General features: G+C 67.8%; 12 protein-coding genes. 10 read left to right on the plus strand and 2 right to left on the minus strand.

The window, feature by feature from the left end; translation table 11 throughout:
* The first annotated feature begins 71 nt into the window (after positions 1 to 71).
* The gene (locus tag K8Z61_RS03235; protein ID WP_224126621.1) at positions 72 to 776 is read left to right on the plus strand and encodes a 1-acyl-sn-glycerol-3-phosphate acyltransferase; all 705 of its coding nucleotides are present in this window, start codon (positions 72 to 74) and stop codon (positions 774 to 776) included.
* Between the two features lie 51 nt (positions 777 to 827).
* Here the strand turns inward: K8Z61_RS03235 and K8Z61_RS03240 are convergent, their stop codons facing one another.
* Complete coding sequence (locus tag K8Z61_RS03240) at positions 828 to 1,502, minus strand: transglutaminase family protein (RefSeq protein ID WP_224126622.1); 675 nt, start codon at positions 1,500 to 1,502, stop codon at positions 828 to 830.
* Positions 1,499 to 2,581: a BtrH N-terminal domain-containing protein gene (locus tag K8Z61_RS03245; protein ID WP_224126623.1), complete on the minus strand. Its 1,083-nt coding sequence runs from the start codon at positions 2,579 to 2,581 to the stop codon at positions 1,499 to 1,501. The genes K8Z61_RS03240 and K8Z61_RS03245 overlap by 4 nt, the downstream gene beginning before the upstream one ends.
* On the opposite strand from K8Z61_RS03245, the gene K8Z61_RS03250 reads away from it, so the two are divergent.
* The 9 genes from K8Z61_RS03250 to K8Z61_RS19210 all read left to right on the plus strand — a co-directional run bounded on the left by K8Z61_RS03250 (position 2,580) and on the right by K8Z61_RS19210 (position 12,725).
* Positions 2,580 to 3,365 carry a TetR/AcrR family transcriptional regulator gene (locus K8Z61_RS03250; protein WP_224126624.1) on the plus strand — a complete coding sequence of 262 codons (786 nt, stop codon included), beginning with the start codon at positions 2,580 to 2,582 and terminating at the stop codon, positions 3,363 to 3,365. The two genes, K8Z61_RS03245 and K8Z61_RS03250, sit on opposite strands and share 2 nt — an antisense overlap.
* A gap of 1,144 nt (positions 3,366 to 4,509) precedes the next feature.
* Positions 4,510 to 5,274: a hypothetical protein gene (locus K8Z61_RS03255; protein WP_224126625.1), complete on the plus strand. Its 765-nt coding sequence runs from the start codon at positions 4,510 to 4,512 to the stop codon at positions 5,272 to 5,274.
* A gap of 244 nt (positions 5,275 to 5,518) precedes the next feature.
* Positions 5,519 to 6,148 (plus strand): M15 family metallopeptidase, encoded by a 630-nt coding sequence (locus K8Z61_RS03260; protein WP_224126626.1) that lies wholly within the window; start codon positions 5,519 to 5,521, stop codon positions 6,146 to 6,148.
* 357 nt (positions 6,149 to 6,505) lie between these two features.
* Positions 6,506 to 7,024, plus strand: coding sequence for a DUF3093 domain-containing protein (locus tag K8Z61_RS03265; protein ID WP_224126627.1), 519 nt, complete (start codon positions 6,506 to 6,508; stop codon positions 7,022 to 7,024).
* Entirely contained in the window at positions 7,021 to 8,397 is a 1,377-nt protein-coding gene (locus K8Z61_RS03270) for a hypothetical protein (RefSeq protein WP_224126628.1), read from the plus strand. Before K8Z61_RS03265 ends, K8Z61_RS03270 begins: the two co-directional genes overlap by 4 nt.
* A complete protein-coding gene (locus tag K8Z61_RS03275; protein WP_224126629.1) occupies positions 8,394 to 9,056 on the plus strand; it encodes a hypothetical protein in 663 nt (220 codons plus the stop codon). The genes K8Z61_RS03270 and K8Z61_RS03275 overlap by 4 nt, the downstream gene beginning before the upstream one ends.
* Positions 9,057 to 9,115: 59 nt before the next feature.
* Positions 9,116 to 9,616, plus strand: coding sequence for a hypothetical protein (locus tag K8Z61_RS03280; protein WP_224126630.1), 501 nt, complete (start codon positions 9,116 to 9,118; stop codon positions 9,614 to 9,616).
* Positions 9,617 to 9,636: 20 nt separating this feature from the next.
* Positions 9,637 to 10,947: a hypothetical protein gene (locus K8Z61_RS03285; protein WP_224126631.1), complete on the plus strand. Its 1,311-nt coding sequence runs from the start codon at positions 9,637 to 9,639 to the stop codon at positions 10,945 to 10,947.
* Between the two features lie 254 nt (positions 10,948 to 11,201).
* Complete coding sequence (locus K8Z61_RS19210) at positions 11,202 to 12,725, plus strand: sensor histidine kinase KdpD (protein WP_224126632.1); 1,524 nt, start codon at positions 11,202 to 11,204, stop codon at positions 12,723 to 12,725.
* Positions 12,726 to 12,775: the final 50 nt, after the last annotated feature.

Genomic DNA, 12,775 nt, shown 5'->3' on the forward strand with positions numbered 1-12,775 from the left:
ACGGACGGTGACGCAAACTCTAGTTTGTCTCCACGCAGGACGTTTGCCATGCATCTGTCTACACTCGTCGGGTGATCCGAGAGGTGCTCAGGACCGATCGACGCCTCGGTGCCGAGGCCAGGGGCTTCGCGTGGTGGCTCTCGATCCTGGTGTGCAAGCCGATCCTGCTCGTGCTGCGTCGCCCGGATTGGCGTGGTGTCGAGCACGTCCCAAGGTCCGGCGGCGCGGTGCTCGCCGCGAACCACGTGTCGCACATCGACCCCCTGCTGGTCGCGGAGATGATCCTCGCCCAGCGACGGGTGCCCCGGTTCCTGGCCAAGGACAGCCTCTTCGCGGTCCCGGTCGTGGGGTGGTGGTTCCGCTCCGCAGGTCACGTCGAGGTCGACCGGTCGGCGGGACAGGCTGGCTATCGCAGTGCCGTGGAAGCCGTGGCGCGAGGTCAACTGGTCCTGGTCTACCCGGAGGGCTCCATCACGAAGCGAGAGGACGGACTGCCCATGGCGATGAAGTCCGGCGCCGTCCGCGTCGCTTTGGCGGCGTCTGTTCCCCTTCTCCCGATGGCGCAGTGGGGCGCGCAGGAGATCCTCCCTCCTTACAGTGGGCGTCTTCGCCTGGGCTGGCGTCGACGGGTGAGCCTTGTCGTGGGGCCCCCGGTCCCCCTCGACGACCTCCACGACCTGGGGGAGACCTGGGCTGTGAAGGAAGGGTGTCGGCGGTTGGAGGCCGCCATTACCGCGATGGTCGATCAGCTGGCAGGGGTCCCGGCGGATCGGTGAACCGTGCCCCTGGCGGCATCGATCGAGCGGCGTGGTCGCCGATGCTGACTCTCACGGTTCGAAGGCGGGATCCTGGCGGACCGGTCCCGCGGTGCCGCTCTGCGTCAGGCCGGGCCCGTAGGTCTCGTGCAGGGTCCGCATGATGTCGTCGTACGGGAGGTCGAGGTAGGTCCCTCTCTCTCGTACGTACTCCATGTGTCGACGACCGGCGCCGTCTGCGGCGTGGAGCAGCGCGTCCTGGGTCCCGTCGAAGTCCAGCGGGGGAACGCCGAACCGCTCACACAGCTCGGTGTTGAAGGCCGGCGAGCCCTTGTGCCAGTGACCGTTGACGTGGACGGCGGTCCACCCGTGGTAGACGAAGAGATCGGTGCCCATCACCGACAGCAGTTGTTCGCTGCTCAGGTGGTTGCGCACGTCGGAGAAGCCCAGCAGGGCCGGAATCCCGACTGCGCGCAAGCTGGCGGTGAGCAGCACCGCCTTCGGGACGCACCAGGTGGGGCCGCCGTTCAAGATGGAGCTGGCCTTGTAGTGGTCGCGATCGGGCGTGAGGCCGTACGGGTTGTAGCGAAGGCGGTCGCGGACCTCCGCGAAGAGCCGCCGGACACGCTCGCGTGGGTCGTCTGCCCCCTCCACCACCGATGAGGCGAACTGACGGATTGCCGGGTGGTCGCTGTCGACGAAGTGCCCGGACGCCACCGCATCGCTCGGCTCGTGCTGGCCGTTCACCAGACGACCGCCCGGGTGTGCGTGGCAGCCCCGGCGGCCTCGAGCGCGCGCACGAGCTCCCGCTCCAGCTCTGGGAGTGCGGCGGCGACCCGGGCTGCCTCACGGGCACGCTCGCGGGCCGGCGCCCCGTCGCTGCGCGCCTGGGACGCGACCTGCGACCAGGTCGCGGCGCAGCGACGGGCACTGTCGGACACCGCTGTGGCCGCAGGGTCGTCGGTCAGCCGGGCAATGTCGTGCGCGCCGCTGGCCAGCAGCTTGCGGAAGAGTCCGCCGCCGGTACCTGCCTTCTCGACGAACGCGCTCAGGCCGAGGAGGAGCAGGTGCAGTACGTCGTCGGGGAATACTTCGGGCCATCGCGGGAGATCGTCGGCGAACAGGTCGACGGCGGCAAGTCCGGTGGCTCCCACCGCCGGGTCGCTGCCAGAGACGATCGACGGTCCGTCCGAGGCGGTCATGGCAGCGGCCGCCTGGGCGAACGCGGCACGGCTGGCGACCCTCAGGTCAGGGAGCTTCTGGGGCCACTCGATGTCCAAGAAGGTGTGACGCGTCGGGACGGGGAAGCCCTGCGAGGACCGCGCCTTGGCCAGCGCTTCGTAGGGCACCATCTGCACGTCCTCGCGGTCGTTGTCGACGACGTGCGCGATCTGATGCTCGTCGTCGTACCCGATGACCACGATGTCGTGCCTGCTCATCTGGAGCTGGACCCGCAGGTACGGCAGTTCGGCGATGTCCGCCCACACGAGGGCTGGGCGGCCACGCTGGATGGAGTCACGCACCCAACCCCATCCCTCGCTCGGGTCGTCGGTGGCGTGCACCGAGACCGCTGCCCCCAGGCGCATCGGCAGGTCTGTCTCCAGGTCGCCTCCGCGGCCCACGAGGTAGATCGGGGGCATGAGCTCGGTGTCCCTGACGTATGCGAGGTCCAGGGAGCCGCTCAGTGCGAAGACGAGTCCTTCGTCAGGAGGGCCGTTCCACCCAAGTCCGGCCCATTCCAGCAGGTCCCGCATCGCGCCGGAGCCGCAGTGACCGCCCAGGCGGTGGGGGTAGGGGCTGACGACACGTTGCTGAGAGCTAGCCATGTACTTCATCCTAGAGACAGAAAGTGGAGGTTGTCCGAAAACGGATGCTGGCAACCTAGCTGTCACATTGTCGTGCGAGCGCGGCACCAGTCCAGAGAGTGACATTCTGGCTAGTCTGTTCATTGTGGCACCTCCAACGATGCGGGATCGGTACCGCGAACACGTCCGCGCCGCGGTCCTCGAGACCGCCCACGACCTGATCGTCAAGCGCGGATGGGAACGAGTCCGCATGGGAGAGATCGCCGACGCCGTCGGCGTCTCACGTGCCCTGCTGTACAAGGAGTTCAAGGACAAGCCCGGGTTGGGCGAGGCCGTGGTCCTCCGGGAGGCGGCGCGATTTATCGACGGAATCGAGGAGGTGCTGGCCCATCACCGCGCCGATGCCGGTCGCGGACTCGCGGCTGCCGTCGACTTCACGCTGGAGGAAGCCGAACGCAGCCCTCTCCTCAGGGCCGTGCTGATCTCTAACGGCGAGCTCTCCTCGCAGTCGGCGACCGGGATCCTGCCGTTGCTCACAACGTCAGCGCAGCTGCTCGACCTGGCGACGAGGTCGCTGGTCAACTGGGTAACCTCGAACTTCCCAGACATGGTCGCCGAAGAAGTGTCCGACGCGGCGGACGCCCTGGTCCGGCTCACGGTTAGTCACCTAGCCCTTCCCACGTGGACGCGCCCGGAGACGTCGCGAAAAATCACCGAGGTGGGTCTGAGGTACCTCGGACTCTCGGTGGCGCCGTTGCCAGGGTCTCTTTCCCAAGAGCGAGTTCGAGTACTACGTGACAAGTGATCACAGGTCGTAGTACTGACTGACTGACCCATGCTGACCTGCGCAAACTGTGAAGACGGCCTGATGTTTGCATCGGAGTTGTAACAGGCTACTCCGTTCTCTGGCCGTGCGGGCCCGGGGCGATGCGCCCAGACCTACTCGAGTACGACTGCTCTCTAGAGGGGTTGTACTTATGGGTGGCGGACGTCGTTGACGTCGTCGTTGCTCATCACGCCTGCAGCGCGGGCGGTCGAGAGGCTAGGGTGTCCAACGGTGCTCGCCCTACAGGGTGGCCCTGGGACGCTGTGTCGAACCTACGCCCGTCTCAGAGCGCTCGCAGTCGCGCCACAGCCGTGAGCGCTCCGTCCCGCTGCCGCGGCGATGGTGCGGTCCCGCGTCAGCTGCTGAGACTTCACTGCGGTCAACATCCGCAATCGTGCAGCGTCAGGTATATAGGCCACCTATCTGCCTATGGCGTTACGACTGCCCGCTGCGATCAATCGGCGCAGTCTGCTCGTCTCTCTTGGCGCACTCGCTGGTTGGCGACTTGGTGTGTCGTTCAGCTCTTCTGCAACGGCAGCATGCGTGCCGATGATCTGAAATGGCAGCAGGCGGGCGGTCGGCGGACGGCTCGGAGAATCGTCAGTGGTCGTCATGGATTGTGGTGCGGACCAGGCCGGAGAGGGTTGCCGATGCGAGACGGGCCTTCAGGTCGACCTTGCGGAGATGTCCTGTGTGAGAGCGTCCGGCGCTGTCAACTGTCCTACGGCCAATGGGGCTTCAGGCGACTTCGGATGAATGTCATGGGCCCGCCCGGCACCCTCCGCAGGAACTTGCGCGTGGAACGGCCGGCGGTCGAGTATGGCCGTCCTGCCCGCCGTGTGCGATTTGTCGAGCAGTCGACGGGCTTGGTGCGACCGTCCGGACATGGGCAGGTCGATCCAGGTTGCTCACTAGTCTTATCGGCTTCGGGAGCACCCTCATCTCCGCGAGATCAGCACTTCGGTCGTTGCGTGTTGGGCCAGTCCTCACGCCGCCCGATGGGCAACGGCCATCTACTAGGGCCGCCTCCGTTGGCATCCTCCCAATCACACGAGTCGATTGGGATCTCCACTACCGTCGCTGGTGAACTTGTCGAGTCGAGCGGTCTCGCCTCCGACCGGACATGGAGAAGGAGCACAGCATGGACGCAGTTCCCCAAGCCGCGCTTCTAACGGCATTCCCAGTTGGCGCTGCCGCACTCGGGGCAAGTGTCGCGGCTTTCCGGCAACCGCGGCCGGCGACCATGAGTGCCGTTCAGCACTTCGCGGCGGGAGTTGTGATTGCTGCCGTCGTTGGGGAGGTGCTCCCAGACCTTCGTGACCGACAGCACTGGGGATGGGCTGTGGTCGGATTCGGGGTCGGCGTCGTGCTGATGCTCACGCTCGGAGCCTTTGGCCGGCTACTGGATCGGCGACAACCGTCAGGCACGCTCGCTGTTGCGGCGCGTGCGGCGGTTCCGATAGGTCTGCTGGCGGCAGTCGCTGTCGACTTGCTTGTGGACGGCGTCCTCGTCGGGCTTGGGTCGACGCTGGGGTCGGCCCAAGCGGTGATTCTGACCGCGGCGCTCACGATCGAGATTCTGTTTCTCGCCCTGTCGGTCCAAGGCGAGCTCGTCGAGGCGGGCCTGACGAGGTTCCGGGCAGCTGGGCTGAGCGGTGGGCTGGGACTCATGACTGCGGTCGGCGCGGTCGGATCGGCGGCCGCGCTCGGCAACGCAGGCGAGGGACTGGTCGCCGCCGCACTCGCATTCGGTGCGGCCGCTCTCCTCTACCTGGCAGTCGAAGAACTTCTCGTCGAGGCGCATGAGGAGAACGAGACGGTCCTGCTGAGCGCGATGTTCTTCGTCGGATTCCTCGTCATCTACGGGCTGGCCCAGGTCGGCGGATAGCCGGCCGAGGCGCCGCAACCCGATTTGGATCACCGTCTACTACTTTCTATAGTAGAAGTTCGATTCAGCCGCGGCGCCGCAAGGAGATCCTCAGATGGGTTCGGAACCGCGGCACCGCGCGTCCGCGCCCGCGCGTCATCGAGGCACGCGACGAGCAAAGCCGCGGCGCCCTCGCTTCCCGGTCGGCATTTCGGCGGCGGTCGTTACGCTGGGGGCTGTCGCCCTGGGAAGCACTGCCTCCGTCATGGGTGTCGGCGGAGGAACCGGGGAGGCCGCGGAGGCCTCCGACCGCAACGGCCGCCGAGATCTGCAATCCACGATCCCCTCAGCAGCCGACCGCAACCTCGAGGTCGACCGGCGGCGGCTCGAGGTGACCTTGAGCCGCAGCGCTCCCCGTGCCACCTCGGGCACCGCTCGTCGTCAGCCGGCGTGGTTGGCTGCGTGTGACACGGCGCCGCAGGTCTTGCCGGATGCCAATGGCACGGTCCCGGATGCCCGTCTGTGTGAATTACCGGACGGATTCCATCTCCGAGGCGACGCAGCATTGGCATGGTCACGCCTCGCGGCCACCTATGTGCGCGAGTTCGGTGAGGAACCGTGCATGACCGACGGCTACCGCGACCTCGCCACTCAGCGCCGGCTTGCGGCGATCAAGCCCGGACTCGCTGCCCGGCCCGGAACCAGCAACCACGGCTGGGGAGTCGCGGTCGACCTGTGCGGTGGCATCGAAAAGTTCGGGACGACGCAGTACGAGTGGATGACCGCCAACGCTGAGCGCCTGGGATGGGTCAACCCGTCCTGGGCACGGTCTGGTGGATCACGTCCTGAACCGTGGCATTGGGAGTATGCGGCGGCGACGACGGGGGAGGGCTGATGTCCAGACAACGCGCCAAGGCTCCGGCTCCCGCTCCCGCTCCCGCTCCCGCTCCCGCCCCTGTTCCTCCCAGCGGGCAGGACTCTCGCTACGGGCGGACGCCGAAGTACCGCGCCCTACTGCTGGGCCTGCCGCCCGCGCTGCTTCTCATCGCACTCGGTGCCCTGTGGACTCTCCAGTCGTGGGGTGTCATCGGAGACGACGCAGGCTCCAAGTCGCTGAGCGCGGTGGGATCCATCGTGTGCGGCTTCGGCGTCGCGCTGGCCTACGTGGTCATTCGGCCGCGACGCTAGACCCATCTACTATCCTCCGTAGGAGAATGCTGGGCGCGATGCTCGCGCGGCGAGAGGCAGGGCTGTGCGAGTACGCGACGATTACCGCGAGCGTCTACGGGCGCCGGTGCGCTGGTGGCTGCTGTGGGGGCTCATGATCTGGACCTTCTGGCTCGCGATGGTCGCCGCGCTACCGGGCTCCCTCGCCTTGGGTATCGCGCTCGGGCTCTACGCCCTTCTCGCGCTGGCCCTACTGACCTATGGGTCGGTGCGGATCGTGGTGACCGATCAATGGCTCCACGTCGGTCACGCACGCATCGAGCGTCACTTCGTGGGGCACGTCGAGGCGCTCGATGCCGCACGGATGCGCGCGATCTCAGGCCCCGAAGCCGACGCGCGGGCCTACCTCGTCCTGCGCCCCTACATCAAGACGGGCGTACGCATCACCATCGACGATCCAGCCGACCCGGCGCCGTACTGGCTGGTCAGCTCACGGCGACCGGCCGCACTCGCCGCGGCTCTGAACACCCCGCAAGCCACACCGACCGAACAATCTGGACCGTTCCTCCAGGCCCGACAAATGGGAGCGGAGGGTGAGGAATGATCGAGGCGCATGGCATCGGCGGACAGGCTGATCTGCCGATCCCGCTCTCGCTCGCGGTCGGCGGTGCCGGGGTCGCGCTGGTCCTGTCGTTCGTGGTGATGACCATCGCGTGGCGATCGACCCGCTACGACGGCGAAGCCGCGCCTCAAGGGCGACCCGTCTCCAGCCGCATCGCTCGCGTGCTGCTCTCGGTCGCGTGGCGACGGACGTTGCAGACCGCCGGCATGGCGCTCTTCGCCTACACCGTCATCGTGGCGCTGTTCGGGCAGGACAGTCTCACCAATCCGTTCTTCGGCATCGTGTACGTCTGGTGGTGGGTCGGGCTCGTCTTCGCCTCGCTGCTCTTCGGGCCGGTCTGGCGATCCATCAGCCCCCTCCGCACGATCCACGCCCTCCTGAGCCGGGCCACCGGTGGCGACCGGGAGCACGGGATCTACACATACCCGGCCCAGCTCGGCTACTGGCCGGCGGCCCTGGGGCTCTTCGCGTTCGTCTGGCTCGAGCTGGTCTACGACAACAGCAGCAGCCTGGGTGACGTGCGGCTGTGGTGCACGATCTACGTCGCCATCATGCTGGTCGGCGGATCCCTGTTTGGGTCGACCTTCTACCAGAAGGCAGACCCCTTCGAGGTCTACTCGACCCTGATGGGCCGTCTCTCGCCCTGGCACATCACACACCCCGCTGCAGGCGACGGGGACACGCCCGCAACCGAGGACGACGCTCAGACCGCCACTGCGCGTCTGGTCTTGCGCAGCCCGCTCGCAAACCTCGCGGGAACTCCGCCAGTGCCTGGGCTGATCGCCGTGGTTGCGGTGCTCTTCGGAAGCACCGCCTTCGACTCCTTCGGCAACTCACCGTTTTGGATCCGGACCATCTACAACAGCTCACTGTCGGCGAACATCCTCAACAACCTCGCCCTCATCGTGTTCTGCGTGGCCGCTGGAACGCTGTTCGCCCTCGGCTCCATGCTCACGCAGCCCGGGGACGGACGGCGGCGCACTGAACTACCGGGACTGTTCGCACACTCCCTGGCTCCGATCATCGCTGCCTACGTGCTCGCGCACTACATCACGTTGTTCGCCGACTACGGTCTGCAGACACTCGGCCTGGTCAGCGACCCGTTCGGGAAGGGCTGGAACCTTTTCGGTACCGCGGCCCTGGCCCCGACCTTCTGGTTCTCCTACCATCCAACGTTGCTCGCCTCGATCAAGGTCGGCGCGGTCGTTGCCGGGCACGTCACAGCGGCCATCGCCGCCCACGACCGCGCCCTCAGCGTGCTTGCGCCCCAGCATCGAATCACCGGCCAGATCCCGCTGCTGATCACCATGGTCGGATTCACGACCGGCGGACTCCTTCTCCTGTTCTCCGCATGACCCACCATCTCCTGGTGTGGGGTAGAGCCCTGCTTCTCGCGTCCATCGCCGCCATGCTCGGCGGAACCGCCCACGTGACCGCCGGTGGCCTACTCCCGAGTCCGATCGCCCTGGCGCTCATGGTCGCCGTGCTCACCGTGCTCGCAGCGCCCGCATTGACGGTCCAAGCGACCTACCGGAGGCTGGCCGCTCTCGTCGGCGGCGGCCAGATGATCGTCCACCTGGTCCTCACCGCCACCGCGGGGCATGCCGCCCCTCATGCAGCATCGTCCCCGCGATCCGCCGTGGTTCCAGGACCGGATCGGGCCGGGGGAGTGCGCGACCAGCTGGCCGTCGTCCCGGATGCCGACGACGTCGGACCGGCGGCTGGTCAAGGGCTCCAGCACCTGCTCGATCATCTGGCCGGAACCAACGCCCTGATGGCGGCTGCGCACCTCGTCGCCGCCGCCGGCATAGCGCTGTGGCTGTGGCGCGGCGAGCAGGCACTGTGGACCCTGCTGGCCCTACTAACCCGCTGGCTCCGCCGTCCCGAGCGCCTCGCGGGATCAAACCCACGGCTGCGCTTCGGTGCCGGTTCCTTCGCCTCGCCCACTTCCCCGTTCACACGGTGGGAGGCCACCGCATCGATCTCCCGACGAGGACCGCCGGTGCTGGCCTGAGCGCCAACAACCTGAGCGCCAACAACCCGTCGTTCCCATCATCAAGGAGATCTCCCATCATGAAGCACCGTCGTTTCGCGCTGCCCGCTGCAGCGCTGCTCACCGCCATCACCCTGACCGCCTGCGGCAGCATTTCCGAGCCGAGCGAGAGTACGACCGAGCCGACCTCGGCATCGTCGGACGCCGGAGAACCCCATGCCACGGCAGGCCAGCCCACAGACCAGGTGAGCGAAGGCACGGGAACCACCACTGGCACGGACACGAGCCCTAGCGAGGAGAGCAGCCTCGCGACCCCGACAGGCCCGGCTTTCGCAGTCACGGTCAAGGGCAAGAAGGTCGGGCCCAACGCCCAGGAGCTCACCGTCGCGCCCGGCGAGAAGATCACCATCACCTTCGACACCGACCGCGGCGGGCAACTCCACGTGCACTCCAAGCCCGACCAGTACGTCGACTTCCCCGCCGGCACCTCGACCAAGGAGCTGGTCATCAAGACGCCCGGGAAGATTGAAATCGAAGAGCACGACTCCGAAGCCGTCGTCGCCGTCGTCACGGTGAAGTAGCGATGATCTCCGCTCATGGCATGGGCGGGGGCAGCGACCTACCGATCTCCGCATCCAGTGCGGTGGTCGGCGGGTCGGCTGCGCTCACGATCTCCTTCGCCGTCCTCCTCCTCGCGTGGCGAACCCCGCGCCTCGAGGGCGCCGGCAGGCAGGTTCGCGCGCTCCCGCCCCTTCCGCCCCTGACTCGTCTCGTCGACGCCACGGCCACCCGGGCGAGCCTGCGCCTGCTCGGCCTGTTCGTTCTCGCCTTCTCGGTCTGGGCTGCCCTGGCAGGTCAGGACGATGTCAGCAGCAACCCGGTCTTCGGGATCTTCTACGTCCTCCTGTGGGTAGGGCTGGTTCCCGCATCGCTGTTGCTGGGGCCCGTCATCAAGGCCGTCAGCCCGGCGCGCAGCATCGCCTTCGCGATCAGCACAGCACTTCGCCTCGACCCCCGGGTCGGCCGCTGGAGGCTCCCGGCGTGGGTTGGGCTCTGGCCGGCAGCGTTGGGCTTGTTTGCCTTCGTGTGGACCGAGCTCGTCTCACCCGACGGCACCGCGCTCGCGACCGTCACCACCTGGCTGTTCGCCTATCTGGTGCTCACGGTCGCGGGCGGGGTTGCATTCGGGGAAACGTGGTTCGAGCAGGCCGATCCGTTCGAGGTCTATTCCAACCTCCTCGCTCACCTGTCGCCGTGGCGGCGGAACGCCAACGGCGCCATCGAGCTGGTGACTCCGTTGCGGAACCTCGCCGGCATGCCGGTTCGACCAGGGCTGCTCGCGGTGACGTCGGTGCTACTCGGGTCGACGGCCTTCGACAGCTTCTCGGGGTCGACGGCCTGGTTGCAGTTCACCCAGTCCACCTCGGCGAACGTGACCCTGGTCGAGACGTTCCTGCTCGTCGGGGTGTGCGCCCTGGTCGGTGCGGCGTTCTGGCTGGCGACGATGCTGCCCTCGAGGACCGCCCGGGTTCCGGCGCGGGAGATGCCGGGCAGGCTCGCGCACTCGATGGTCCCGATCATCGTCGGCTACATGGTCGCCCATTACCTCACGTTGCTGGTCGAGAGCGGGCAGCAGACGCTGATCCAGGCCAGCGACCCGTTGGGCACCGGGCTCAACTTGTTCGGGACGGCCAACCATGAGGTCAACATCTGGCTCTCGCTCCACCCGACCTTCCTCGCCACGGTGAAGGTGATCGCGATCGTGACCGGGCACGTGCTCGGCGTGATCGCGGCACACGATCGAGCGATCGGCCTACTGCCCTCGCGCGACCACTCGACAGCTCAGCTGCCGTTGCTGCTGGTCATGGTTGCCTACACCTTCACAGGTCTCTATCTGCTCTTCGGCCTGTAGGTAGCCTGATCGCACACATCGCGTCGGATGTGCATCGTGGCCGTCGCCCCTACGCGGGGCGGCGGCCACACTCGGTTTGGGTCGAGTTCCCGGTTACAGGCGTGACTGACCGCTGCCGCACTGGACCACGGCGCCTAAGTCCCGGGTCAAACCTCGGGTCAAGTCCGACCGCCCCTCGGATCAGGTGGAGGCGGGGGGCTTCCAATCCGGAGGTTCTTGCACCCAGACCGCGACCGGGTTCCCACAATGGAGGGGTGACGGCCCAGTTGAGGGGCGGTCGGGATCGTGGCATCTCGGGGTCATCGGCCCGGCGGCTGAACGGCCGCGGCGGGGCCACGCACTCGTCGTGGTGGTGGAGTGCTGCCGTCGCGGGGTTGCTGCTCTACCCGTACCTGGTGGTCGTGCTGGTCGGGGACCCGGACGGCGAGCGGGTGGTGCTGGCCGGGCACGCGGTGATGCTGCTGTCAGATGTGCTGCTGCTCGGTGCGGGCGTCGCGATGGCCGTCGACGCCCGGCTGATGTACGACGGCCTGCGCGGCAGCATGGCCGTCGCCGCCGCCATCGTGGCCCTCCAGGACGCACCGCTGGAGGTGCTCGGGATGATCGACCGGGAGCTGAGCCCGCTCTCCTTCCGGATGACCAACGGCCACCTGGTCACAGTGCTGATCGTCCTGATCGTCATCCACCGCGGCCGCCGCGCCGCCGCGCCGCCGAAGTACCTCGTCGTGACCGGGATCCTGCTCGGTCTGACCTCCGCGACGATTACCCTCGGCCTGTACCGGTTGATGAAGGAATACATCCACGAATCCGGCGTCCTCGGCACTCACGACTCGGTCGACATCGTGATCATGGTGCTGATCGGCATGATCATGGTCGCGGTCGGGCTGCAGTTGGCCGCCTCGTCTCTGCCGGGGTGGGCGGCTGCCCGGATCGGCGCCGGGATGCTCGCGATCTTCACGGCTCGGCTGTACTCGACCCTGGTCGACGCCATGATGCCCACTCCGGCCGCGGTGGTCGGCGTGGCTGTGTTCAGCGCCTTGATCGCGACCACCGCGTCCTCACTGCTGCGGGTCGCGCTGGAGCAGATGGACGCCCGGGTGGCCCGCTACGCCCACCTGGCCGCCGAGGCCGAGGCCGAGGTGAAGCAGGACCGCGAGGTCGCCCACGAGGTCCGCTCGGCCGCTGCGGGTCTCGCCGCCGGCGCCCGGCTGCTGGCCAGTGGTCAGATCTTGCCCTTGCCCCGCCGGGCCGCGCTGGAGAAGATGGTCGACATCGAGGCCGCGCGGCTGCGGCGTACGGTCGCGGCCAAGCAGGGCCCGATGACCATCCTCGACGTGGACGCCGTCGTGTCGCCGTTCGTGGTCGCGCAGGCCGCCCTCGGCCACCACGTGGCGTGGACCCCTGGCGGCCACCGCGTGCGCGCCCGCCAGGACGCCCTCGCCGAGGTGCTGGGCACTTTGGTCAAGAACGCGGCCGACCACGCGGGCGGCCGGGGCACCACGATCACGTCACGCCTCGTCGGCGACAGGGTCGAGATCCTGGTCTCCGACGCCGGCCCGGGGCTCGACCCGGCCGTGCGCGAACGCTTGTTCTCGTGGGGCAGCCACGGCCGAGCTTCCGGCGGTCAGGGCATCGGGTTGCACCGTGCCCGCCGGATCCTCCTTGAGCAGGGTGGGACGCTCGAGCTGGGCGAGGTGCCGGTCGGTGGTGGGACGACGTTTGTGATCCGGTTGCCCTGGGCCCGGCCGCCCGATTCCGGGGATGCCGGGGATGCCTAGGAGGTCGTCATGGACACGTCCTGAGGAGCACCTCGAGCGGGTTTCGGTCG

Source organism: Nocardioides sp. TRM66260-LWL (assembly GCF_020075545.1).
GTDB lineage: Bacteria > Actinomycetota > Actinomycetes > Propionibacteriales > Nocardioidaceae > Nocardioides.

Bases quoted from the DNA above. Each gene is read 5' to 3' on its own strand.
- K8Z61_RS03250 (WP_224126624.1), top strand. From the start codon at position 2,580: ATGTACTTCATCCTAGAGACAGAAAGTGGAGGTTGTCCGAAAACGGAT.
- K8Z61_RS03245 (WP_224126623.1), bottom strand. From the start codon at position 2,581: ATGGCTAGCTCTCAGCAACGTGTCGTCAGCCCCTACCCCCACCGCCTG.
- K8Z61_RS03255 (WP_224126625.1), top strand. From the start codon at position 4,510: ATGGAGAAGGAGCACAGCATGGACGCAGTTCCCCAAGCCGCGCTTCTA.
- K8Z61_RS03260 (WP_224126626.1), top strand. From the start codon at position 5,519: ATGGGTGTCGGCGGAGGAACCGGGGAGGCCGCGGAGGCCTCCGACCGC.
- K8Z61_RS03270 (WP_224126628.1), top strand. From the start codon at position 7,021: ATGATCGAGGCGCATGGCATCGGCGGACAGGCTGATCTGCCGATCCCG.
- K8Z61_RS03275 (WP_224126629.1), top strand. From the start codon at position 8,394: ATGACCCACCATCTCCTGGTGTGGGGTAGAGCCCTGCTTCTCGCGTCC.
- K8Z61_RS03280 (WP_224126630.1), top strand. From the start codon at position 9,116: ATGAAGCACCGTCGTTTCGCGCTGCCCGCTGCAGCGCTGCTCACCGCC.
- K8Z61_RS03285 (WP_224126631.1), top strand. From the start codon at position 9,637: ATGGGCGGGGGCAGCGACCTACCGATCTCCGCATCCAGTGCGGTGGTC.